Genomic DNA, 22357 nt, shown 5'->3' with positions numbered 1-22357 from the left:
AGCGCGAGTCGCCCGCATAGTCGACCTGGTCCGTGCACTTCGTGTCGGACTTGGCGGGCGTGCCGGACGACTTGCCCTCCACTGCGTCGGACGGCGGGGTGCTCGTGGCCGCCACCGACGAGCTGCTCGCGGAAGAGGACGCGTTGCCGCCACCGTCGTTGTTGCATGCCGTCAGCGCCAGGCCGAGGGCCACCGCGGTCATGGTCAGTACCGAGATCTTCCGAGTGCGCATGCTGGTCTCTGTCCTCTGCGTGGGGGTGTCGCGGGCGAGTGGGCCGGGCGACCGTTCGCCCGTGTGGCTTCCGTCCTCCCAGACGGCCGGTGCGGTTGCCCGAGTTGCCTCTTGATCGTCTTCAGGACACGTTCGTGACATGACAGTGGTCGCGTCGTGAAGTCCCCATCGGGCGTGTCGCCCGCGGAGAGACCACCTCGACACCCTCCGGTGGTACGCGGCGTGACGGGGCGCGAGCGGAAGCATCGCCGCAGGTGGCGGTTGCGTACCCCACGAACGCCGCTCCGCACGGTTGCCGGTGCAGCCGGTACGGGTGCGGGGCGGCAGCTCCCGTCAGTACACGGCCGCGGTCAGGGCGTCGAGCGCGCTGTGCTGACGTGCCGCGTCCGCCTTGTCGAAGGGACCGTTCCAGTGGAACCCGTAGAAGTTCCCGCTGCGGTCGAGGGTACGCAGAGCATCGGCCTGCCGGTCGATGAAGGCGGAGTAGGGGCGATCGGGCAGGGCCCGGTCCAGGGCGCCCAGGTTGCGCATGAACGCGCCCTTGAAGGAGGGCCCGTCGGCGCCACCGTCCGTGGCGTCGTCGTCGGGCTCGGAGAGGATGCCGCCCGGAGCGAGCAGGGGCGAGGCGATCACGGCTTCCGCGATCCGGCGGGCCTGGGCAAGGGCGGACGCGTCGCCGGTGGCCCGGTGGAGTTCGACGAGGCCGCCGAGGATGACGCCCTGGTTGTAGGTCCACGTCGCGGTCCGGCCGGTGTTCACGCATTCCGTGTTGAGCCCGTCGTTGACGAGATCGTCGCCGTTGATGAGCTTCTTCGCCTGGAACCAGTCCCAGACGTCCTGTGCGCGGGCGAGGTGCGTGGTGTCGCCGTCGAGACGGTTGTGGATGCCCGCCGACAGGGCGATGAAGAGCTCGTTGGTGATGGTGTTCTTGTACTGGTGCGCGTAGTTCCACCAGATGCCGCCGCCGCAGGTGCTGTCGTGGTGGGCCCACATGTGGTTCGCGTCGGCGATGGCGGTGTCGAGGTAGCGCCGGTCGCCGGTGAGGTCGAAGGCCTTGAGCCAGGCAAGCCCCCACCATCCGGTGTCGTCGAGGTAGTCGTTGCGGAACTGGCCGTCCTTCACGCCGACGTTCTTGTCGTAGATCTCGGCGGCCAGCTGCTCGATGTCGTGGCCCCCGGTGTCGCCGGGCGCCTGCCAGAAGTCGAGGAGTGCCTGGAGGTCGTTGGCGTTGTTCCACCAGCCCGTGGTGTCGAAGTCACCGCTGTCCGGGTTCCACCAGGTCATGAGCCCGTCGACAGCAGCCACGGCGTCCTGGTGGCGGTCGGCGCCGGGCCGCGCCGTGGCGGGACCGGCTGCCACCAGGCAGAGGCCGACGGCGGTGGCCAGGACAGCGAGCAAGGGCCTGTGGGTGCGCATGGGGGTGTTCCCTTCGTCGGGTGCGGGTTCAGGCAAGGCCGCGAAGCGGTGTGGCGAGCTCATGGCCGCGGCCTTTGTCGTGCATCCAGCAGTGGGCCCAGTGGCCGTCGGACAGTTCCGTACGGGGCGGGAAGGCGCGGCGGCACTCGTCCATGGCGAACGCGCAGCGTGGGTGGAAGCGGCACCCGGCGGGCGGGTCGGTGAGGTTGGGCGGTTCACCGAGCGCGTCGTCCTCGTCGTACGGCGCGGAGGATTGCTCGCCGAGCCGGTGGGCCGGGTCGGGAGAGGCCTCGACGAGCATGCGCGTGTAGGGGTGCCGCGGCGTGTTGATGACGGCGTCCTTGGGGCCGCCCTCGACCATCTGACCGGCGTACATCACCTGGATGTCGTCGCACAGGTACCGGGCCGACGCGATGTCGTGGGTGATGTAGAGGAGGGCGAGGCCCTGCTCGTCCCGGAGCCTGGCGAGCAGGTTGAGCATGTCGAGGCGGATCGACACGTCCAGCATGGAGATCGGTTCGTCGCCGAGCAGCACTTCAGGGCGTACGGCCAGGGCACGGGCGATGACGACGCGCTGCCGCTGCCCGCCGGACAGGGAGTGCGGGAGCTTGCCGAGGTAGTCGGATGCCGGCGTGAGACCGACCTGTTCGAGGAGTTCCGCCGCGAGTCCGTCCGCCTCGGCCCTCCCACGGGCGTGGCCGTGGATCAGCAGCGGGCGGCGCAGGGTGTAGCCGACCGTGTGACTGGGATGCAGCGAGCCGAACGGGTCCTGGAAGATCATTTGTACGGCCCGGTGGTAGTCGCGGCGCGGACGTGCCCGTACGTCGACCGGCTTGCCGTGGAGCTCCAGCGCGCCGGACGTCGCGGTGTACATGCGGGCGAGGAGCCGGGCCACGGTGGTCTTGCCCGAGCCGGATTCGCCGACGAGGGCCACGATGCGGCCGCGCTCCAGAGTGAGATGGGCGTTCTCCACGGCGTGGACCCGTGCTCCGCCGGTGGCGTCGAAGTGTTTGGTGAGATCGAACGCCCGCAGGACCGGCGTGCTCATCGGCTCTCCCGTGTCGTGTCGTCGAGATGGCAGGCCACCGCGTGTTCCAGCTCCGGGCGCTCGGTGCGGCAGCGGTCGAACACGTGGGGGCAGCGTGGGTGGAAGGCGCAGCCCTCGGGGAGGCGGGTGAGGTCCGGTGGTGAGCCGGGGATGCCGTGCAGTACCTCGACCGGCGCGTGCAGTGGGGGGAACGACGCCTTGAGGCCACGCGTGTAGGGGTGCCGGGGCCGGTGGTAGAGCGTGGCGGCCTCGGCGGTCTCGACGATGCGGCCGGCGTACATCACGGCGATACGGTCGGCAGTCTCGAGCAGCAGGGACAGGTCGTGGGTGACGATGACGACGGCGAATCCGATGCGCCGCCGCAGTCGGAGGATCTGGCCCATGATCCGGCGCTGCATGATGACGTCGACGGCGGTGGTCGGCTCGTCCATGATGACGAGCTCGGGTTCGCAGGCCAACGCCAGCGCGATGGAGGCACGTTGTCGCATGCCGCCGGAGAGCTCGTGGGGGTATGCCCGCGCGCGGCCCGCGGGGATGCCGACCATGCCGAGGAGTTCGGCGATCCGTTCATCGGCCTCGTCACGTCCGATGCCCGGCCGGTGCTCCCTGAGTACGTCGCCGAACTGGGCCCGCAGGCGCATGACCGGGTTGAGGGCGTCCATGGCTGACTGCAGGACCACGGCGATCCGCGTCCAGCGCAGGCGCCGCATCTGCCTGTCGTCCAGGGTGAGCAGGTCGGTGGCAGTGCCGTCGCGGTGGTAGACGAGCTCACCGGCCGTTGTGGCGGCGGGCGGGCGCTGCAGGCGTGTGAGGGCGGTGATGAGAGTGGACTTGCCGGAGCCGGACTCTCCGGCGATACCGAGGATCTCGCCCCGGTGAACGGTCAGATCGATGTCGGCACAGGCAAGGACCGGTGGCGTGGTCAGGTACTCCACGCGCAGTCCGCGTATTTCCAGCACCGGTTCCGAGGAGGGAGTTCCGGTGCTTGCGGAGCCGGACGGTGTGGGTGTGGTGAGGGGCATGGTGTCTCCCTGAGCCCGTCGAGGGGCTACGGACGGATCGGGGAAGGGGCGGGCTTCACGCTGGTTCGGCGGGCGGCCTTGCGCTGGGTACGCGCGTCGGCCAGGCGGGGGTTGGCGATCTCGTCGATGCCGAAGTTGATCAGCCCGGTCGCCGTGCCGAGGGCCGCGATGCACAGACCCGGTGGTACGAACCACCACCACTGCCCGTTGAGGATCGCGTTCTGCTCCTGGGCGTTCTGGATCATGGTCCCCCAGGAGGGGTTGTTCAGGTCCGAGACACCGAGGAACGCCAGGCCCGCCTCGGCGAGGACTCCGCCGATCAGGGCGTGCAGGAACATCGCGAACACCCAGCCGGACAACAGCGGGAAGACCTCGACGAAGACCATGCGCAGCCGGCTCTCCCCCAGCATGCGGGCGGCGTGGGCGAAGTCGCGGTTGCGCAGACTGAGGGTCTGGGCGCGCAGAGTACGGGCGCCGCCCGCCCAGCCGAAGACGCCGACGATCACGGCGATGGCCGGCGCGCTGATGTTCTCGGCGTATCCGGCCACCACCAGGGTCAGTGCGAAGACGGGCATGACGATGAAGAGGTTGGTGACGAAGTTCAGGACGGTGTCGACCCAGCCGCCGAAGAAGCCGGCCGTCACGCCGAACACGATCGCGAGTCCCGTCCCGATCAGGGCGGAGACGACGCCGACGAGCAGGGATCCGCGGGATCCCGCGATGACCTGGGCCAGGACGTCCTCGCCGGAGGCTGTCGTACCCAGGAGGTGGCCGGTGCTCGGCGGCTTGTTGACCTCCAGGTAGTCGAGGGTGTTCGGGTCGCTGCCCAGGACGTGCGTGGTGAACCAGGGCCCGAGGACGGCGCCCAGCACGCACAGGGCGAAGATCGCCGCCCCGGCCTGGACCTTGCGGTTGCGCAGCATGCGGTGGCTCCTCAGTTCTGGCGCCGGGTGCGGGGATCGAGGAGGACGTAGACGCTGTCGACGAGGAAGTTGGCCACGAGGACGGCCAGCGTGGTGAACAGCAGAATCCCCTGCATGAGTGGAAGGTCGCGGTTGCTGACGGCTCCGGCGAGCAGGTTGCCCATGCCCGGATATCCGAAGACGGTCTCCGTGACGACGGCCCCGCCGATCACCGAGCCGATGGCCAGGGCGAAGCTGGTGAAGGTGGGCAGGACGGCGTTGCGGGCCGCGTAGCGGAACATGACGCGGGCGGGCGACAGCCCCTTGGCGCGGCCGAGCAGGACGTAGTCCTCGCTGGTCGTGGTGAGCGTCATGTTGCGCATGCCGAGCAGCCATCCGCCGAAGGAGGAGAAGACCATGGTGATCACGGGCAGGAGCCCGTAGTGCAGCGTCGAGAGCCAGAAGGCGGGGCTGCCGGACTCCGCGTCGGGGTCCGCGCCGCCTGCGAGCGGTGCCCAGCCGAGGACGAAGGCGAACAGCCACAGCGCGAACAGCGCCACCCAGAAGTACGGGACCGAGCTCAGGAACGTGGACAGCGGGCTGAGGACCGAGTCCATGCGACTGCCCGAACGCCACCCGCAGAGGGCGCCGAGCGCCGACCCGACCAGGAAGGACAGCACGGTGGCGGTGCCGACCAGGAGGAGGGTCCAGGGCAGGGCGGAGGTGATGAGCTCTCCCACCGGAGTCGGGTAGTTCGTCAGCGAGATCCCGAGATCCCCGTGGAGAATCCGGCCCAGGTACGAGAGGTATTCGCGGACGAGTCCCTGGTCTGTGCCGCCGAAGAGCTTCTGGATGGAGGCGACGGTCTCGGGCGGAACGGATCCGCCGCTCTTCGTGGCGATCTGCTGGGTGATGGCATCGGTCGCGTTGCCGGACATCAGACGCGGCAGCCCGAAGTTCAGGGTGACGGCGGACCACGCTGCCACGAGGTAGAAACCCAGACGCCCGGCCCAGCCGCGCAAGTGCCCGGAGCGCCTGCGGCCGCGGGCCGCGGGGGCAGGCGAAGCCGGTGGCGCGAGAGTCGTCCCGGTCATGCCGCCACCGACTTCAGCGAGCGCAGCAGCGTGGCGGCGGCGGGCGCGGAGTTGACGCCCAGGGGAGAGTCCCCGTCCTTGTTGGCCGGCCAGCCCGTCCAGTACGCGGTCGTGCGCGCGGCCCAGTTGCAGGACCAGATGAAGGGGATGGCCGGCACCCTGTCGGCCATGATGCGCTGGAGTCCGGCCACGACCCGTCGGGCTTTGCCGGGGTCGCGCGTGGCTGCCAGGTCGGTCAGCAGATCCGCGGTCTCCTTGTCGTCCCAGCGGATGGCGTTGAACAGGGTGCTCCTGCCGATCGGCGTCACCGTGTTGGCGTCCATCAGCAAGCGGAAGTGGTTGTAGATGGAGCCGCCTCCCTGAGGTGAGAGATGCAGGTCGAACTGCCCCTTGTTGATGCGGTCCACGAGGGTGGGCACGTTGACCGCGGAGAGCTGCACGTCCACGCCCAGGTTGCGACGCCACTGGTCCGCCACCGCCGCCGCCTGCATGCGGTGGGAGGGGATACCCGCGAAGCAGGCAAGCTTGACGGTGTAGTGACGCCCGTCGCGGTGCTCGAGACGTCCGGCCGCGACCTTCCAGCCGCCGCGCGCCAGTTCGTGGTGCGCCGCGTCGGCGTCCGCGTCGGGTACGACCGCGTACTCGTCCAGCAGGTAATCCCCGAAGACGTTCGGGGCGAGACCCGCGGCGTTGGCGGGTGCCTGGTCCGTGGCCACCAGGCGCGAGACGACGCGCCGGTCCAGTCCGAGGTTGAGGGCGCGCCGCACGTGCACATCGCCCCAGGGGCGCTTCGCGTGGTTGAAGAAGATCCCCGCGAACGACCCGTTGGGAGAGGGGACATAGGAATTGAGGTGCGGGTCGCGCGCGTCGAAGTAGCGGGCGCCGCCTGGCCAGGAGATGTCGAGGAAGTCCAGTTCGTGCGCGAGGATGCGCAGTTTGGCGTTGTCCTCGCCGACGGTCCGGAAGCTGACGAAATCCGGGGCCATGGGGCCGCCCCAGTAGTCGTCGCGAACCTTCATGCGGACCTGCGCGGTGGAGAAGGAGTCCACGGTGCAGGGGCCCGTGCCGACCGGTCGCGGATTGTCCCAGGTGGTGACGGAGCGGTGTTCCCAGTGGCGCTTCGGCACCATCTTGAGTGTGCCGAGCGGAAACAGCTCCTGGTAAGCGGGCCGGTCCCAGCGCAGGGTGACGGAGTCGGGGCCGGAGCGTTCGGCGTGGGTGTAGGTGACTCCGGCCGCGTTGGTCTCCGGGATGCGCAGCGGCAGCTGGAAGCTGTAGAGCGCGTCTTCGGCGGTGAAGGGCGCGCCGTCGGAGAAGAGCACTCCGGCGCGGACGCTCAGGGTGAGCGTGCGTCCGCCGTCGCTCCACTCGTAGGACTTCATCAGCCAGGGTTCGACGCGGCCACCGCCCATCTCCACGGCCCACAGGGCGGGTTCGTACACGAAGTTGGCCAGTGAGCCGATGGTGGACGCCGGCGAGAAGACGTTGAAGTTGCGCACCATGGAGGAGTTGCGGTTGGACAGCGCCAGGGTCCGCGACCGGCCGCCCCTGCCACTGCCGGGGAGGGTGCAGCCCGAGAGCAGGGCGGCCGTCACCCCCAGGCCCGCACCCGAGGCCGCCATCATGGATCGCCGTGACAGGTCAGGCAACGAACTTTCCTTTCACTTCCGGCGTCCGCGCACGCCAACCACCCTTTCTTAGAAAGGGAGTTGAGACACCGGAGCGCGTCAGACATCGTTGTCAGAAAGCGCATTCTGATAACGTTCCCTGAGAACGTAACCAGGGGGCAATTTCCCGTCAACCCCTGCGCAACGCCCGGATCCGCCATCCATCGAGAGGCTTCCCATGGGATCGGAACCCACCATGCGCGACGTGGCTCGTGTCGCCCGCGTGAGCGTCTCCACCGTCTCGCGCGTCGTGAACGGCGAGCGATACGTCGGTCGCGCCACCAAGGAGCGGGTCGAGAACGCCATCGCGCAAATGGGGTTCCAGCCCAACGACATCGCCCGTACGCTGCGCCCCGGCCGCACCAGCGCGACACTCGGACTCGTGGTCGAGGATCTCGGCAACCCGTTCTCCGCGGCGGTGGCCGACGGAGTGGACGAAGTGGCCCGCGACCGTGGCTTCGTGGTCCTGCTCGGCTCCACCCGCCGCGACTTCGCCCGCGAGCAGGAAGTCCTTCAGGAGATGGCCCGCCGCCGCGTCGACGGCCTCCTCGTGATGCCGCGCCCGGAGGACCACACGCACATCGAGCGGGACCTCGCCGGGCGGTGCCCCATGGTCTTCCTGGACCGTCGGCCCAAGGGGGTCGAGGCCGACGCCGTGACCCTGGACAATCGGGGCGGGGCCCGCCGTGCGGTCGCGGAGATGCTAGAGCGCGGCCACCGGCGCATCGGCTACATCGGTGGCGCGGCCGGTGTCACCACGGGAGCACATCGACTGGCCGGCTACCGGGCCGCGCTGCGCGAGCACGGCGTCACCCCGGACACCTCGCTGATCCGCCTGAGCAACCACGACACCCAGGACGCGCAGGAAGCCGCCGCCTCGCTACTCGCCGGCGCGCACCCTCCGACGGCGCTGTTCGCCGACAACAACCGTATGACCGTGGGCGCGGCCCTGGCCGTGCACCGCTACAGGAGCCCTGTCGACCTGACCGGTTTCGACCCTCTCGAGCTCGCCGAGTTGCTGCACGTCCCGCTGACCCTGGTCACCTACGACGCCCGGGCGCTGGGACGGATCGCCGCCGAGCTGCTGTTCCGGCGTATGGACGGCGACGAGGCGAAGCCCCGGCGTATCACTCTTCCCACCGAACTGACTCGTTTCGGGAGCACCGACCATGCATGACCGCCGCGCCCTCACCGAGGACCGCCTGACCCGCCAGCTGCGCGACCGCATACGCCCGGCCATCCATCCGGAGCGCGTCCCGGTGGAGGTCCGGGCCGCAGCCGTGGCCGGCGAGCCTCCCTCTGTGCAGTCCGCCTTGGCCACTCTCGACTACCTGCCCCATCGTGCGGGCGAACCATGGGGCCGGCCGTGGTCCACCACCTGGTTCCATGTGCGGGCGACGGTTCCGGCCTCCTGGCGCGGGCGGCGGGTCGAGCTCGTGGCCGACCTCGGCTTCGACCGCGGCTCGGTCGGCTTCCAGTGCGAAGGGCTCGCCCATACGGCCCAGGGCACACCGGTCAAAGGGCTCAACCCGTATTCGGACTGGCTGCCCGTCAGCCGTAGTGCCGACGGCGGGGAGCTGGTCGAGTTCTACATCGAGGCCGCCGCCAATCTCTCGGCCATCGGCACCCCGGGAAGCGGGTTCGACTTCCGTCCCTCCCTCCAGGGTGACCCCCGCACCGCTTCCACCGAGCCCCTCTACCGGACGCACGCCTTCGACCTGGTGGTCGTCGACACCGTCGTGTGGGAACTCGTGCAGGACCTTGAGGTGCTCCAGGAGCTCATGGGCCAGCTCGACCTGCACGACGCACGGCGATGGGAGATCCTCACCGCCGTGGAGCGCGCGCTGGACCAGCTCGACCCCGAGGACATCGGCGCCACGGCCTCCGCGGCCCGCGATCAGCTCAAGGGGGCCATGTCGGCTCCGGCGCACGCCAGCGCGCACCGCCTGAGTGCCGTCGGGCACGCGCACATCGACTCGGCATGGCTGTGGCCCGTGCGCGAGACGGTACGCAAGGTCGCCCGCACCTGCGCCAATGTCGTCGACCTCCTCGACGAAGACCCCGAGTTCGTCTTCGCGATGAGCCAGGCACAGCAGTTCGCCTGGCTCCGGGACCATCGGCCCGACGTGTTCGCCAGGGTGCGGGAGAAGGTCGCCGAGGGGCGCTTCGTCCCCGTGGGCGGCATGTGGGTGGAGGCGGACACGAACCTCACGGGCGGTGAGGCGATGGCCCGTCAGTTCACGCACGGGAAAAGGTTCTTCCTGGAGGAGTTCGGTGTGGAGACCGACGAGGTGTGGCTCCCGGACTCCTTCGGATACAGCGCCGCGCTCCCTCAGCTCATGAAGCTCGCCGGTGCCGACTGGTTCCTCACGCAGAAGATCTCGTGGAACACCGTGAACCGCTTCCCCCACCACACCTTCTTCTGGGAGGGGATCGACGGATCGCGGATCTTCACCCACTTTCCGCCCGCCGATCTGTACAACGCACAGATCACTGGCCGCGAAGTCCACCACGCCGCACGGAACTTCGCCGAGAAGGGCCACGCCAGCCGTTCCTTGATCCCCTACGGTCACGGCGACGGCGGTGGCGGCCCCACCCGGGAGATGCTCGCCCGAATCCGCCGCCTGCGCGACCTGGAGGGCTCACCGCGGGTGGAGTTCTCCTCCCCCGCCGCGTTCCACACCGCGGCACGCGCCGAGTACCCCTCCCCACCGGTATGGACCGGCGAGCTGTACCTGGAGTCGCACCGGGGCACGTACACGTCCCAGGCCAGGACCAAGCAGGGCAACCGCCGCTGTGAACACCTGCTGCGAGAGGCGGAGCTGTGGGCCGCCACCGCGGCCGTCGGCACCGGCCTTCCCTACCCGTACGAGGAGCTGGACCGGCTGTGGAAGGTCGTCCTGCTCCACCAGTTCCACGACATCCTGCCGGGTTCCTCCATCGCCTGGGTCCACCGCGAGGCCGAGTCGGCCTACGACGCCGCCGCCCAGGACCTGGAGCGGATCGTCGCCGAGTCGCTGGCCGCCGTGACGGCAGGAGGCAGGGCGAGGCTCACGGTCAACTCCGCACCCCACACACGCCGCGGTGTGCCGGCCATGTCCGCGCAACCGGCCGCCGATGTCGACGCCACCGTTCTCGTACGGCCGGACGGAGACGGATGGCGGATCGCCAACGGCGTGCTGACCGTCACGGCGGACCGCGACGGGCTCATCACCTCGGTCCATGACCACACCGCCCGCCGCGAGGCCCTCATGCCCGGCGAGCGGGCGAATGTGCTCCAGCTCCACCGTGACCTGCCCAACCAGTGGGACGCTTGGGACATCGATGAGAACTACCGTGATCACACGGTCGAGTTGACGGGCGTCGACGCCATTGAGGTCGTCGAGCACGGCATCCGGGTGACCCGGCGATTCGGGTCGTCCGTGGTCACGCAGACCATCGAGTTGCGGCCCGGCGCCCGCCGGGTCGACTGCACCGCGGAGGTCGACTGGCACGAGCGGCAGAAGCTGCTCAAGGTGGCCTTCCCGCTCGATGTGCACGCGGAGCGCAGTGCCGCCGAGATCCAGTTCGGCCATGTCTTCCGCCCCACTCACTCCAACACCACCTGGGACGCGGCCAAGTTCGAGATCCCGGCGCACCGCTGGGTGCACGTCGGCGAGCCCGGCTACGGGGTGGCCGTCGTCAACGAGGCAACGTACGGCCACGACATCACGCGTGTCCCCCGGCGCGGTCAGGGTTCGGGCACCCTGGTGCGGCTGTCGCTGCTGCGGGCGCCCCTCTCACCCGACCCCGGGGCGGACCAGGGCCGGCACGTGCTGCGCTACGGGCTCGTGCCGGGCGCTCACATCGCCGACGCGGTGCGCGAGGGATACGCGGCGAATCTGCCGGAGCGGTCCGTCACCGGCAGCCCTGTCGCACCACTGGTGCGCAGCGACAGCGCCGCCGTGGTCGTCGAGTCCGTCAAGCTCGCCGACGACCGCAGCGGCGACGTGGTCGTCCGGCTGTACGAGTCCTTGGGCGGACGGGCCGTCACGACTCTGCACACCGATTTCCCCGTGGTGCGCACCTGTGAGGCCGACCTGTTGGAGCGGCCGACCACCGACCTGGACGGGCCTCTGCACCTGCACCCCTTCCAGATCCGCACCGTACGGCTGTGCCGTGCCTGAACCCCTGTCCTCGCGCAAGGAGACCGCTGTGCCCGACCTGCCCAACTCCGTCGAGGTCGTGACGGGTACTCACGCCGTCCGCTACGCGACGCACAAGGGTGACGGAGTGTTCACCGCCGGCGGCGCCCGTATCGAGGTGACCCCTCAGGGTGACGCCCTGCGTCTCACGGCGGAGGCACCGCCCGAGGGGCTTTCCCTGATCGTCCTGCGCTGGCGCGTGCCGACGCCCGGCGACGCCCTCGTCCTCGGTGACGCCTGGGAGCGCGCCTACGGGGATCTGCAATGGCGGCCGCTTCAGCCCGACCGTCCCCTTCCCTGGTATGCGCTGGTCTCCGCCGGCTTCGACGGGCCGACCACCGGCTGGGGGGTGCGCACGCGCGCCGGCGCACTGTGTGCGTGGACGGTCGCACACGACGAAGTGACGCTGTGGGCGGACGTACGCTCCGGGGCGCTGCCGGTGCGACCGGGCCGCCGGGTCGTCGACGTGGCGACGGTGGTCACCGCGCGGGCCGACTCCCCTTTCGCCGCACACCGAGACCTGAGCTCGGCGATGTCCCCCGACCCCCTCCTCCCTGCGGAGCCCGTGGTCGGGTGCAACAACTGGTACTACGCCTACGGAAAGGGGTTCGGCCCGGATGCGGTGCTGCGCGACGCGCGAACCGTCGTCGAGTACGCGGACGGGCACCCCGTGCGGCCCTACTGCGTCATCGACGACGGCTGGACCGAGGGCGGGGGCTCCGCACCGGGCGGCCCCTGGGACAGGGGGCTGCCCGGGGTGTTCGACGACATGGCCGATGTCGCCGCCCGCATCCGCGAGACGGGCGCCCGCCCGGGCCTGTGGTTCCGCCCGCTGCTCTCGTCCGTCGAGACCCCCGCCACCCGCCCGGGCACGATCCTCGACGGCGGGCACCCCCTGGACCCCTCGACCTCGGCCGCTCTCGACACGGTCACCGCGGACGTCTCCCGCTTCCGCTCCTGGGGCTACGAACTCCTCAAGCACGACTTCTCCACCTACGACGTCACGGGACGCTTCGCCTCCGGTCAGCCTGCCCGGCTCGTCGACCGTGACTGGACCTTCGCGGACCGCTCCCGGACCACGGCCGAGATCCTCGTGGACTTCTACCGCGCGATCGCCCGGGCCGCGGACGGCGCGCTCGTCATCGGCTGCAACACCGTCGGACACCTCGCCGCGGGCCTCGTACACCTGCAGCGCGTCGGCGACGACACCTCGGGCCGCGACTGGCGACGCACCCGCCGCATGGGCGTCAACGCGCTCGCCTTCCGTCTCGCGCAGCATGGCCGCCTCTTCCACGTGGACGCGGACTGTGTGCCCTGCACGCCGGAGACTCCCTGGTCGGCACATCGCCAGTACCTCGATCTCGTCGCACGCTCCGGTACGGCGCTCTTCGTCTCCGTGGACCCCGCGGCCCGGACCGCACAGGCGGACGATGACCTGTCCGCCGCCGTCCGCAGGGCACTGGACGGCGGCGAGCCCGGTGGCATCGAGCCGCTCGACTGGCAGCGCACCACGGTCCCCCGGCACTGGGCGGCTGTGGACGGTCCGCTCCTGTACGACTGGAGTGACGGAGGCAGCGGATGGCCCTACCCCGTCTGACAGGCCCGCCTCCCTGTGTGGCGACCTCGTTCGGACCTGGCGGGGCGGGCCGGTATCAGCGTGGAGTACCTGACCCGCCTGGAGCAGGGCCGTGACCGCAATCCCTCGGTCGCGGTGGTGAACGCGGTCGCCGACGCGCTGGGTCTCGACACCGCGGAGCGCAGCCACCTGCGTTACCTCACGAAGATCACCGGCGGCGAGTGCACCGCCCACACCCAGCCCTCACCGGCTCCCCGCGAGGTGCGTCCACAGGTCCTGGAGACGCTCCGCCTCATCGAACCGGGCATCGCCGTGGTGACCAACCGGCTGGGCGACGTCCTGGCCCGCACGGGTGTCCTCCCCGCGGACGAGGCCACGGCCCAGGCCGTGGCCCGGCTCCGCGGCCTGCCACCGCACGGCCGGCTCCGGGCCATCTCGTGAAGACCCCCTGGCCACGCCTTGGGCCGTCGTCAACAGGGCACCGGCCGATTGCCGTCATCCCCCTCACCCTCCATGTCCGAGACGCGGGCCGGGGCCAGGGAGCGGATGCCCGGTATCGGTGAGGGCAGTAGCCAGAGCAGTGACAGGGCTCCGCCGACAGCGGCGACGAGGAGGGTCGCCCGCAGACCGAGGAGGGTCGCGAGCAGGCCGCCGACGACGGCGCCGACAGGGCGGATGCCGTAGTTGATCGTGCTGTAGGCGCCGGCGACACGGCTGCGCATGCCGTCGGGGATCACAGCGGCCTGGAGTGAATTGAGATTGACGTCGAACAGCATGACGCCGAAGCCGGAGAGGAACTCGGTCGCGGCCAGTGCTCCGGCACGGAGCCAGAGAGGGCCGTCCGCCGCGGCGGCGATGGCGAGCGGCGCCGGAAACAGCACCGCGCCCACGACGATGCTGCGCCCCACGCCGATCCGCCGCGAGATCTTCGGAGCGAGTACCGCGCCGAGCAGGGCGCCGGTCGCACCGACCCCGAACGCGATCCCGATCACTCCTGCGGAGAGCCCGAGGCTCCGGTTGGCGAACAGCACGATCAGTCCGCTGCCAGCGACGAAGGTGAAGAAGTTGACGGTCGCCGCGCAGCCGAGACCGGCCCGCAGCACCGGGTGCCGGACGATGAACGACAGGCCTGCCCTGGCCCGCCGCAGCAAGGAGGGTGCCTCTGTGCCCGCGGAGCCGGCCGGGGGCTCGTCGACCGCGACCTGGCCGACCAGGACCGCCGACACCAGGAAGGTCAGGGCGTCCACCACGAGGGTGACCGGTGCGGTGAGCGCCTGGACCAGGGCTCCCCCGATGGCCGGGCCCGCGACATAGGAGGCGGAACGGCTGGTGCTGAGCTTGCTGTTCGCGTCGACGTAGGACGTACGCGGCACCAGGCGTACGAAGAACGGCGGGTAGGCGGTGTTGAACAGCACCCCGGCGGCACCGGTCAGCAGTGCCACGGCGTAGAGCTGCCCCAGCGTCACCGCTCCCAGCAGGTAGGCCACCGGGATGCTGAGCAGCACCGCGGCGCGTATCAGGTCGGCGAGGATCATCAGGCGGCGTTTGCGGGCCCGTTGGTCGACCCACGCCCCCAGAAGGATCGCGAGCAGGTTCGGGGTCCAGCTCAGCGCGGTCAGCCCTGCCACCTCGTTGGGCGACGCGTTCAGGGCGCTGACGGCGATCAGGGGCAGGGCCAGTTCGGTGATCCGGTCGCCGAACTGTGAGACCGACTGACCGGCCCAGAAGCGGCGGAACGGCCGGTCCCGCCACAGCGATATCCCGGCGGTACGGTCAGGGCCGCTCATGAGGCCGGCCCGGCCTGCTCCTCGTCGTTCTCCGGCAGGACGTAACGCAGCAGCCGTACGCCACGGCTGTCGGCCGGCCGCTCCTCCGGGTCGCGCGTGACGTACGGCGCGAGAACGCGCTCGATCGCGTCCTCGATGGCGGCGAGCTCGTCGGCGGAAACGACGACGCGGGTGTCGGCCAGCCCGGCCGGTCTGCGCCACGCCGTACCGAGTCCGGGCTCGACCTCGGCCACCCACCGGTTCGGAACGTCCGCACTGCGCAGGAACATCTGCCGCGACAGCATTCGCGCGGCCGACTGCCCCTCCTCGTCCGCCGGATCCTGCGGCGACTCGAACCGGAAACCGCGTGCCACCGCCTCCCACCGCCGTTGGCGGCGGTCCGGGCCGGGCTCGCTGTCACGGATCAGCCCGAAGCCTGCCAGGTGGCGCAGATGCCAGCTGGTCACCGTCGGGGTCGCTCCCACGAAGGGCGAGAGTTGCGTCGCGGTCGCCGGCCCGTGCCGCTGCAGGTGATCGAGGATCGCCAGCCGCACGGGATGCGCCAATGCCTTCATCGCCTGTGGGTCGGTGATCTCGATATCGCCCAGGGGATTACTGGAGTTCATGACGTGAGAGTGTCCTCTCACGTTTTATGAGAGTCAACGCTCAGGTCGGCCGACGCCGATGCCGGGCCGACACCGCCGCCGGGCCCCGCCACCCGTATCGGACCTGGGTCAGCGTCCGAGCCGCTCCAGCAGCGCCGGCACGTCCGCGAAGGAGTCCAGGACGTGGTCCGGGGCCCCGTCGGCGGCCTCATGGGTCTCCGGCCGGTACTTGCCCGTCCTGACCAGCGCCCCGGTGATGCCGTGGCGCTGGGCGGCGAGCACGTCCGTCTCGATGTCGTCGCCCACCATCAGCGTCCCGCCCGGGCCGGTGCCGAGGTGGGCCTGGGCGGCGGCGAAGAAGGCCCCGGACGGCTTGCCGGTGATGACGGCCTCGGTACGCGCGGCGCGCTCCAGGCCGGCGAGGAAGGCCCCGGTGTCGAGGTCGAGCCCGTCGGCGGTGCGCCAGTACAGGTTGCGGTGCATGGCGACGAGTGCCGCGCCCTGCTGGACGAGACGGAAGGCGCGGTTGAGCGCCGCGTACGTGAAGGCGGCACCCGCCCCGCCGAGGACGACGACGTCGGGCACGGCCCCCTCGGTGTCCTCCTCCTCGACGAGAGCCACCCCGGACAGGTCGTCCCGTACGTCACCGCTGTTGATCAGCAGGCAGCGGGCTTCGGGGTGGTGCTCGCGGAGATGGGCGGCGGTGACGGCGGGCGCGGTGAGGATGTCGCCGGGGCCGACGGGGAAGCCAGCATCCGAGAGCCGTTCGGCGATCCGGGCGCGCGTACGCGACGTGGTGTTGGTGACGAGCGCAAGGGGAATGTCCGCGGCTCGGAGCCGTTCCATGGCCCCCACCGCACCGGGCAGCGGCTCCCAGGACACCGTGAGCACACCGTCGATGTCGATCAGGACCGCACCGATCGGCTCCATGTACCCGACGGTCCCCGACTTGCCCGACCGGCGCAAATGCGGTTGCTTCGAAGGTGGGGGCGCGCGTGTGTGTTCCGCTCTTCCCTCGCTTGGAGGTGAACCACCGTGCTGTTCACCGACCGCACGGACGCCGGGCGGCGGCTCGCCGTGGCGCTGCGGCACCTGGAACGCCGCGATCCCGTCGTCCTGGGGCTGCCGCGCGGCGGCGTCCCGGTGGCGTACGAGGTGGCGCAGGCCCTCGGCGCCCCGCTCGATGTGATCGTGGTCCGCAAGCTCGGGGTGCCCTACCACCCGGAGCTGGGGTTCGGCGCGATCGGCGAGGGCGGGGTGCGGGTCATCAGCGACGAGATCGTCCGCCATGCCGGGGTCCGGGAGAAGGACCTCGACTCCGTCGAGCGCGCCGAGGAGGCGGAGCTCGTGCGGCGGGCGCGGACCTACCGCGAGGGCCGGCCGCGCCTGCCGCTGAGGGGGCGCGCGGTGGTCGTGGTGGACGACGGGGTCGCCACCGGAGCGACCGCGCGGGCGGCCTGCCAGGTGGTGCGGGCGCAGGGTGCCGCCTCTGTCGTGCTCGCCGTGCCGGTCGCCTCACCGGATGTCGCCGACAGGCTGCGCGAGGACGTCGACGAGGTCGTCTGCCTCTCCACGCCGCACCTCTTCTCCGCGGTGGGTGAGTGGTACCGGGACTTCTCCCAGACCTCGGACGAAGAGGTCGTCTCCCTGCTGGCCCGGGCTTCCGGGGGTGCCGCCACGGCCGAGGAGGTCGAGGTGGACGCGGGCGGGGTCCCGCTCTCCGGGGACCTCGTGCTCCCCGGGGACGCGGGGGCGGTCGTGGTGTTCGCCCACGGCTCGGGCAGCAGCCGCCACAGCCCGCGCAACCGTGCCGTGGCCACGGCACTGAACCGTGCCGGCCTGGGGACCCTGCTCTTCGACCTGCTCACGCCCGGCGAGGAGGTCTACCGCGCCAACGTCTTCGACATCGGGCTGCTGGCCGGGCGGCTGGCGGACACCACCAAGTGGCTCCGCCGCCGCGTGTCCCTCCCGGTCGGCTCGTTCGGGGCGAGTACGGGCGCGGCCGCCGCACTGCGGGCCGCCGCGGCGGCGGACTCGGGCGTCGGCGCCGTGGTCTCCCGCGGCGGGCGCCCCGATCTGGCCGGAGCGGATCTGTCCGCGGTACGCGCGCCCACCCTGCTCGTGGTGGGCGGCGCCGACACCACGGTGATCGACCTCAACCGGCAGGCACAGTCGGCGCTGCACTGCGAGAACCGGCTGGAGATCGTCCCGGGCGCCACGCACCTGTTCGAGGAGCCCGGAGCCCTGGACCGGGTCGCGGAGCTGGCCGAGGACTGGTTCACCACGCACCTGGTCCGGCCGGCCGGCTGAGCGGCGGCGGCAGGGGCGGCAGCTGCGCAGGGGGGCTTCCGGAGCGGGAGAGCTGTTGGCGAGAGCTCTATCCTTTCCTTTCCGGAGCGGTCCAGGGGCAGGGGGCGGTCATGCGGGTCCGGCTGGTCGAGGGTACGAGCCTTCCCGCGTACGCCGACGAGATCCGGCGGGTGTACGCCGAGGTCTTCTCGGCGCCGCCGTGGGACGAGCACCCCTCCGCGGGCGCGCTGTACGCCGAGCGGCTCGCCGCCGACGCCGTGCGCCCCGGGTTCACCGCCGCGCTGGCCACCGACGGGGACGCCGTGGGCGGCTTCGCCACGGCCTGGACCACGCCCGACGCGTTCCCCTCCGGCCGCAGCTACGGGCACGTCGCCGAAGCTCTCGGGCCCGGCCGCGTCCGTGACTGGCTGTGCGGGGCCCTGGAGGTCGACGAGCTGGCCGTCGCCCCGGAAGCGCGCGGCACCGGGCTGGGCGCGGCCCTGCTGGCGGCGGTCACCGAGGCCGCCCCGGACGGGCGCTGCTGGCTGCTCACGTCCGTACACGCCGGGTCGACGCTGCGCTTCTACCGGCGCGCGGGCTGGCACCAGGTGCCGGTACCGGTGCCCGGCAGGGCGGGACTCGTCGTGCTCCTCGGGCCGGGCCATCCCGCAGCGCACTTGTGAGTGGAGCGATGCACGACCGTTACGTGAATCGATTCAAGCGTCCGGAAGATAGTGGCCCGCCCTGAAGACTGTCAAGGGCGCCCGCCCATTCCCCCCATTCAGGTCGCACATCGCCCCTCTTCCTGGAACTCCCCGCCATCAACCCATTGACGTCGCCCGCAATCCCCGTTTAGCTTCCGAGCAACCTCATTGAAACCTTTCACGGCGGGTGGAGCGGAACAGTCCCTCCGCTGAGGAGCTCCCATGAACCAGTCCGCCCCCGACCCGGCCCCGGTCCTGGCCCTGAAGGGCGTGAGCAAGTCCTTCGGTGCCGTACGGGCCCTGCAGGACGTGTCCCTGCAGTTGTTCCCCGGCGAGGCCCACGCACTCGCGGGTGAGAACGGCGCCGGCAAGTCGACGCTGATCAAGGCACTCGCCGGGGTGCACCGCCCGGACAGCGGCGAGGTGCTCCTCGACGGCGAGCCCGTCGTCTTCCACGGCCCGGCGGATGCCCGTGACGCCGGCATCGCCGTCATCTACCAGGAGCCGACGCTCTTCCCCGACCTGTCCATCGCCGAGAACATCTTCATGGGCCGTCAGCCCCGGCGTTCCCTGGGCCGGATCGACCGCAGGGCCGTGCACGAGACGACCGCCGGGCTGATGCGGAGGCTCGGTGTCGATCTGGCACCGGACCGGCCGGCCCGCGGACTGTCGATCGCCGACCAGCAGATCGTCGAGATCGCCAAGGCGCTCTCCTTCGACGCCCGCGTCCTGATCATGGACGAACCGACGGCCGCCCTGACCGGCAGCGAGACCGCCAGGCTCTTCTCCGTCGTCCGTACGCTGCGCTCCGAGGGCGCGGCGGTGCTGTTCATCTCGCACCGCCTGGACGAGATCTTCGAGCTGTGCCAGCGCGTCACGACCCTGCGCGACGGCCGGTGGATCTCCTCCGAGCCGCTGGAAGGGCTCACCGAGGACGATCTGGTGCGCAGGATGGTCGGCCGTGATCTCGACGACCTCTACCCCAAGCAGGACGCCGAGGTCGGCGAAGTCGCCCTGTCGGTGCACCGGCTGACCCGCGAGGGCGTCTTCCGCGATGTGTCCTTCGACGTCCGCCGCGGCGAGATCGTCGCGCTGGCCGGACTCGTCGGCGCCGGACGCACGGAGGTGGCCCAGGCGGTCTTCGGTGTGGACCGCGCCGACGCCGGCGAGGTGAAGGTGGCCGGCACGGTGCTGCGCCCCGGTTCGCCGACCGCCGCCATGGACGCCGGGCTCGCGCTCGTGCCCGAGGACCGGCGCCAGCGCGGGCTGGTCATGGATATGTCGATCGAGCGGAACATCGGCCTCACCGGCCTGGGCGAGGTCCGCAAGCGCGGGCTCGTCAGCCGGGCCCTGGAGCACGACCGGGCCGCCGACTGGGCGGTGCGCCTCCAGCTCAAGTACAACCGGCTGGCCGACACCGTGGGCGTGCTCTCCGGCGGCAACCAGCAGAAGGTCGTGCTGGCCAAGTGGCTGGCGACCGGCCCCGCCGTGCTGATCGTCGACGAGCCGACCCGCGGGATCGACGTCGGCACCAAGGCGGAGGTCCACCGGCTGCTCTCCGCGCTCGCGGCCGACGGCCTCGCCGTACTGATGATCTCCTCCGACCTCCCCGAGGTCATCGGCATGGCGGACCGGGTGCTCGTGATGCACGAGGGCCGGCTCGTCGCCGAGATCCCGCGCGAGAGCGCCACCGAGGAGTCGGTCATGGCCGCGGCCACCGGACGTAACGAGAGGGCAGCGGCATGACCACCACCATCGAGAGTCCCCCGGACACCGCGAAGGCGCCGGAGCGGAGTGCTTCCTCGCTCGTGGACGCGGTCTTCCGGGCGCGCGAGATCTCCATCGCCGGTGCGCTGGTCCTGCTGATCCTCGGCACCTACCTGGCCAACCCGCGCTTCCTGTCCGACCAGGGCATCAAGGACCTGCTGCTCAACGCGTCGATCCTGGTGCTGCTCGCGGTCGGCCAGTCGGCCGTCGTGATCACCCGGAACATCGATCTGTCCGTCGGCTCCGTCGTCGGCCTGTCCGCCTTCGCCTGCGGCAAGTTCGTCGCGGGCAGCGACCACGGTGTGCTGACCGTGATGCTGCTCGGTATCGCCATCGGCGTCGTCTGCGGCCTGGTCTCCGGCGCCCTCGTCAGCTTCGGCAGGGTCCCGGCGCTCGTCGTGACCCTGGGCATGCTCTACATCATCCAGGGCGTCGACTACTGGTGGGCGCAGGGCGAGCAGATCAGCGCCGCCGACGTCCCCGAGGCCGTCCTGGGCCTCGGCAGCGGCAGCGTCCTGGGCGTCCCGTACCTCCCGCTGATCGCACTCGTCCTGCTCGCGGCGACGGCGTACTTCCTGCGCGGCTACCGCTCCGGGCGCGAGCTGTACGCGATCGGGTCGAGCCCGGAGGCCGCCCGCCTCGCCGGCATCCCGATCCGCCGCCGGGTGCTCGCCGCGTACGCGTTCTCCGGGGCCGTCGCCGGCTTCGCCGGGGCCCTGTGGCTGGCCCGCTTCGGCACCGTCGTCGCGGACAACGCGCACGGCTGGGAGCTGACCGTCGTCAGCGCCGTCGTCGTCGGCGGTGTCGCCATCACCGGCGGCACCGGCACCGTCTGGGGCGCCGCCCTCGGCGCCCTGCTGCTCACCACCATCGGCAGCGTCCTGGTCGTGCTGAAGGTGGACTCGTTCTGGCAGGGCGCCATCACCGGTGCGCTCCTCCTGCTGGCCATCAGCGTCGACCGGATCGTGAACCTGCGGATGACCGCCGCCCTGAGGAAGAGGAACGCCCGCCATGACCACGGCGCCTGACACCAAGCCGGCCCCCACGCCGCGGGCCGCGACGAAACCCTCCCCCCTGCGCGCCCTGGCACTGCGCTGGGACACCGCGGTCGGTGTCCTGCTGGTCGCGGTCCTCGTCGTCGGGCTCGGGTCCACGGAGGGCTTCGGTTCAGCTGAGAACCTCGCGTTCGCCTTCAACGACATCGCCGAAGTCGCCATCATCGCGCTGCCGATGACCCTCCTGGTCGTCGCCGGGCAGGTCGACCTGTCGGTCGCCTCCATGCTCGGCCTGGGCAGCGCGCTGACCGGCGCGCTGTGGGAAGCGGGCTGGGCCTTCGAGATGATCGTGCCGGTGGTGCTGCTGGTGGGCGTCGCCGGAGGCCTCCTCAACGGCTGGCTGGTCACCAAGGTGGGTCTGCCCTCCCTTGCCGTCACCATCGGCACCCTGGCGCTCTACCGGGGTCTGGCCTCGGTGGCGCTCGGCAGCGACGCGGTGACGGACTTCCCGCAGGTCTACGCGGACTGGGCCGTCGACACCACGACCGTCCCCGGCACCTTCCTCACCTATCCGGTGCTGCTCTTCGTCGTCCTGGCCGCGATCACCGCGGTGGTGCTGCACGCCACCGGGTTCGGCCGCTCGCTCTTCGCGATCGGCGCCCAGGAGGAGGCCGCGTACTTCGCCGGCATCCGGGTCAAGCGGATCAAGCTGCTGCTCTTCGTCGTGACCGGTCTGTTCTCCGCCTTCGCGGGCATCATCTTCACCCTGCGCTACGGAAGTGCCCGCGCGGACAACGGTCTCGGCTTCGAGATGCTCGTCATCGCGTCCGTCCTGCTCGGCGGAATCGACTTCGACGGCGGGAAGGGCACGCTCTTCGGCGCGGTCGCCGGTGTCCTGCTGATCGGCCTGCTGAAGAACCTGCTCACGCTCAACGACATCGCCAACGAGGTGCAGGTCATCGTCACCGGGCTGCTGCTCGTGGCGTCCGTACTGACCCCACGGGTCATCGCCACGGTCGTCGAGCGCCGGCACAGGCGGGCCGCGAACGCCCCCGCACCCCAGTCGTCATAACGCCCCTCCCCCGTACCT

General features: G+C 71.0%; 17 protein-coding genes and 2 pseudogenes. 9 read left to right on the top strand and 10 right to left on the bottom strand.

Annotated features, from left to right (window positions below):
- The 7 genes and pseudogenes from ACIQM3_RS14020 to ACIQM3_RS13990 all read right to left on the bottom strand — a co-directional run.
- Positions 1-232 (bottom strand): annotated as a pseudogene (locus tag ACIQM3_RS14020) (hypothetical protein); the annotation flags it as partial.
- Between the two features lie 333 nt (positions 233-565).
- Positions 566-1648 (bottom strand): glycoside hydrolase family 76 protein, encoded by a 1083-nt coding sequence (locus ACIQM3_RS14015; protein WP_401623498.1) that lies wholly within the window; start codon positions 1646-1648, stop codon positions 566-568.
- Between the two features lie 28 nt (positions 1649-1676).
- Entirely contained in the window at positions 1677-2696 is a 1020-nt protein-coding gene (locus ACIQM3_RS14010; protein ID WP_401623496.1) for an ABC transporter ATP-binding protein, read from the bottom strand.
- Entirely contained in the window at positions 2693-3718 is a 1026-nt protein-coding gene (locus ACIQM3_RS14005) for an ABC transporter ATP-binding protein (RefSeq protein ID WP_401623494.1), read from the bottom strand. The genes ACIQM3_RS14010 and ACIQM3_RS14005 overlap by 4 nt, the downstream gene beginning before the upstream one ends.
- A gap of 26 nt (positions 3719-3744) precedes the next feature.
- Positions 3745-4641 (bottom strand): ABC transporter permease, encoded by an 897-nt coding sequence (locus ACIQM3_RS14000; protein WP_401511586.1) that lies wholly within the window; start codon positions 4639-4641, stop codon positions 3745-3747.
- Positions 4642-4652: 11 nt separating this feature from the next.
- Positions 4653-5714: an ABC transporter permease gene (locus tag ACIQM3_RS13995; RefSeq protein ID WP_401623491.1), complete on the bottom strand. Its 1062-nt coding sequence runs from the start codon at positions 5712-5714 to the stop codon at positions 4653-4655.
- Positions 5711-7363, bottom strand: a complete 1653-nt coding sequence (locus tag ACIQM3_RS13990; RefSeq protein ID WP_401623489.1) for an ABC transporter substrate-binding protein — start codon at positions 7361-7363, stop codon at positions 5711-5713. The genes ACIQM3_RS13995 and ACIQM3_RS13990 overlap by 4 nt, the downstream gene beginning before the upstream one ends.
- Before the next feature lie 223 nt (positions 7364-7586).
- On the opposite strand from ACIQM3_RS13990, the gene ACIQM3_RS13985 reads away from it, so the two are divergent.
- From ACIQM3_RS13985 to ACIQM3_RS13970, 4 genes and pseudogenes are all read left to right on the top strand, one after another.
- Entirely contained in the window at positions 7587-8558 is a 972-nt protein-coding gene (locus tag ACIQM3_RS13985) for a LacI family DNA-binding transcriptional regulator (protein ID WP_401511592.1), read from the top strand.
- Positions 8551-11547, top strand: a complete 2997-nt coding sequence (locus ACIQM3_RS13980) for an alpha-mannosidase (RefSeq protein WP_401623487.1) — start codon at positions 8551-8553, stop codon at positions 11545-11547. Before ACIQM3_RS13985 ends, ACIQM3_RS13980 begins: the two co-directional genes overlap by 8 nt.
- Complete coding sequence (locus ACIQM3_RS13975) at positions 11540-13162, top strand: hypothetical protein (RefSeq protein ID WP_401623485.1); 1623 nt, start codon at positions 11540-11542, stop codon at positions 13160-13162. The genes ACIQM3_RS13980 and ACIQM3_RS13975 overlap by 8 nt, the downstream gene beginning before the upstream one ends.
- A gap of 15 nt (positions 13163-13177) precedes the next feature.
- Positions 13178-13507 (top strand): annotated as a pseudogene (locus ACIQM3_RS13970) (helix-turn-helix domain-containing protein); the annotation flags it as partial.
- Between the two features lie 104 nt (positions 13508-13611).
- On the opposite strand, the gene ACIQM3_RS13965 reads toward ACIQM3_RS13970, so the two are convergent.
- The 3 genes from ACIQM3_RS13965 to ACIQM3_RS13955 all read right to left on the bottom strand — a co-directional run bounded on the left by ACIQM3_RS13965 (position 13612) and on the right by ACIQM3_RS13955 (position 16442).
- The gene (locus tag ACIQM3_RS13965; RefSeq protein WP_401623483.1) at positions 13612-14928 is read right to left on the bottom strand and encodes an MFS transporter; all 1317 of its coding nucleotides are present in this window, start codon (positions 14926-14928) and stop codon (positions 13612-13614) included.
- On the bottom strand, positions 14925-15533 hold the full coding sequence (locus tag ACIQM3_RS13960; RefSeq protein ID WP_401623481.1) for an ArsR/SmtB family transcription factor: 609 nt from the start codon (positions 15531-15533) through the stop codon (positions 14925-14927). Before ACIQM3_RS13960 ends, ACIQM3_RS13965 begins: the two co-directional genes overlap by 4 nt.
- Before the next feature lie 108 nt (positions 15534-15641).
- Positions 15642-16442 carry an HAD-IIA family hydrolase gene (locus tag ACIQM3_RS13955; protein WP_401623479.1) on the bottom strand — a complete coding sequence of 267 codons (801 nt, stop codon included), beginning with the start codon at positions 16440-16442 and terminating at the stop codon, positions 15642-15644.
- A 105-nt stretch (positions 16443-16547) separates the two neighbouring features.
- Here ACIQM3_RS13955 and ACIQM3_RS13950 point away from each other — a divergent pair, with 105 nt between their 5' ends.
- The 5 genes from ACIQM3_RS13950 to ACIQM3_RS13930 all read left to right on the top strand — a co-directional run bounded on the left by ACIQM3_RS13950 (position 16548) and on the right by ACIQM3_RS13930 (position 22339).
- Positions 16548-17822: a phosphoribosyltransferase family protein gene (locus tag ACIQM3_RS13950; RefSeq protein WP_401623477.1), complete on the top strand. Its 1275-nt coding sequence runs from the start codon at positions 16548-16550 to the stop codon at positions 17820-17822.
- Positions 17823-17932: 110 nt separating this feature from the next.
- Positions 17933-18484, top strand: coding sequence for a GNAT family N-acetyltransferase (locus tag ACIQM3_RS13945; protein WP_401623475.1), 552 nt, complete (start codon positions 17933-17935; stop codon positions 18482-18484).
- A 243-nt stretch (positions 18485-18727) separates the two neighbouring features.
- Positions 18728-20251, top strand: coding sequence for a sugar ABC transporter ATP-binding protein (locus ACIQM3_RS13940; protein WP_401623473.1), 1524 nt, complete (start codon positions 18728-18730; stop codon positions 20249-20251).
- Complete coding sequence (locus tag ACIQM3_RS13935; protein WP_401623471.1) at positions 20248-21300, top strand: ABC transporter permease; 1053 nt, start codon at positions 20248-20250, stop codon at positions 21298-21300. Before ACIQM3_RS13940 ends, ACIQM3_RS13935 begins: the two co-directional genes overlap by 4 nt.
- On the top strand, positions 21284-22339 hold the full coding sequence (locus ACIQM3_RS13930) for an ABC transporter permease (protein WP_401623469.1): 1056 nt from the start codon (positions 21284-21286) through the stop codon (positions 22337-22339). Before ACIQM3_RS13935 ends, ACIQM3_RS13930 begins: the two co-directional genes overlap by 17 nt.
- Positions 22340-22357: the final 18 nt, after the last annotated feature.

This window comes from Streptomyces sp. NPDC091271 (assembly GCF_044757505.1).
Classification (GTDB): Bacteria; Actinomycetota; Actinomycetes; order Streptomycetales; family Streptomycetaceae; genus Streptomyces.
The sequence above is the reverse complement of the archived record's forward strand: the minus strand, read 5'-3'. Positions and strand labels throughout refer to the sequence as shown.

Coding starts and splice junctions, on each gene's coding strand:
- ACIQM3_RS14015 (WP_401623498.1), bottom strand. CDS start 1,648: ATGCGCACCCACAGGCCCTTGCTCGCTGTCCTGGCCACCGCCGTCGGC.
- ACIQM3_RS14010 (WP_401623496.1), bottom strand. CDS start 2,696: ATGAGCACGCCGGTCCTGCGGGCGTTCGATCTCACCAAACACTTCGAC.
- ACIQM3_RS14005 (WP_401623494.1), bottom strand. CDS start 3,718: ATGCCCCTCACCACACCCACACCGTCCGGCTCCGCAAGCACCGGAACT.
- ACIQM3_RS14000 (WP_401511586.1), bottom strand. CDS start 4,641: ATGCTGCGCAACCGCAAGGTCCAGGCCGGGGCGGCGATCTTCGCCCTG.
- ACIQM3_RS13995 (WP_401623491.1), bottom strand. CDS start 5,714: ATGACCGGGACGACTCTCGCGCCACCGGCTTCGCCTGCCCCCGCGGCC.
- ACIQM3_RS13980 (WP_401623487.1), top strand. CDS start 8,551: ATGCATGACCGCCGCGCCCTCACCGAGGACCGCCTGACCCGCCAGCTG.
- ACIQM3_RS13965 (WP_401623483.1), bottom strand. CDS start 14,928: ATGAGCGGCCCTGACCGTACCGCCGGGATATCGCTGTGGCGGGACCGG.
- ACIQM3_RS13960 (WP_401623481.1), bottom strand. CDS start 15,533: ATGAACTCCAGTAATCCCCTGGGCGATATCGAGATCACCGACCCACAG.
- ACIQM3_RS13955 (WP_401623479.1), bottom strand. CDS start 16,442: ATGGAGCCGATCGGTGCGGTCCTGATCGACATCGACGGTGTGCTCACG.
- ACIQM3_RS13945 (WP_401623475.1), top strand. CDS start 17,933: ATGCGGGTCCGGCTGGTCGAGGGTACGAGCCTTCCCGCGTACGCCGAC.
- ACIQM3_RS13940 (WP_401623473.1), top strand. CDS start 18,728: ATGAACCAGTCCGCCCCCGACCCGGCCCCGGTCCTGGCCCTGAAGGGC.
- ACIQM3_RS13935 (WP_401623471.1), top strand. CDS start 20,248: ATGACCACCACCATCGAGAGTCCCCCGGACACCGCGAAGGCGCCGGAG.
- ACIQM3_RS13930 (WP_401623469.1), top strand. CDS start 21,284: ATGACCACGGCGCCTGACACCAAGCCGGCCCCCACGCCGCGGGCCGCG.